Raw genomic sequence first — 635 nt, forward strand, 5'->3', positions numbered from 1 at the left:
TCAATTTATACAATGCTGTTGTTACTGCAACCGATGAGGACTCAAAAGGCCGCGGCGTACTAGTGGCAATGAATGACACCATTTTCGATGCGCGAGATGTAACGAAGACCAACACCACCTCGGTAAGTACGTTCCAATCGCCTAATTTTGGCCCTCTTGGCTACATTCACAACAGCGATGCAAAGTACCAAAGAAGCCCTGAACGTAAACACACCACAGAAACCCCATTCGACGTATCAAAACTCAACACACTACCTAAAGTAGGCATTGTTTATAATTATGCGAATGCGTCGAGCTTGCCAGTCAAAGCCTTGGTTGATGCCAAGTTTGACGGTATTGTGAGTGCTGGTGTGGGTAATGGTAACTTGTACCACACGGTCTTTGATGAGCTAGAAAAAGCGAGCAAAGATGGTATTGTTGTCGTCAGAAGCTCTCGCACGCCAACTGGCTCAACGACTTTGGACGCAGAAATTGATGATGATAAATACGGCTTTGTTGCATCAGGCACGCTAAACCCACAAAAAGCACGTATTTTGCTGATGTTGTCACTCACGCAATCGAAGAACTAACAAGACGTTCAGAAGATGTTCCAGTACTGCTAAGGAACAATTATATAAGCTGATAATTGATAACCA

General features: G+C 44.3%; 1 protein-coding gene. It reads left to right on the plus strand.

Features of this window, described 5'->3' with window-relative positions:
* Window positions 1–569: asparaginase domain-containing protein (locus R8N47_RS26045; RefSeq protein ID WP_318186210.1), on the plus strand; the 569-nt coding region annotated here is incomplete at its 5' end.
* Window positions 570–635: the final 66 nt, after the last annotated feature.

Source organism: Vibrio sp. 2132-1, assembly GCF_033344315.1.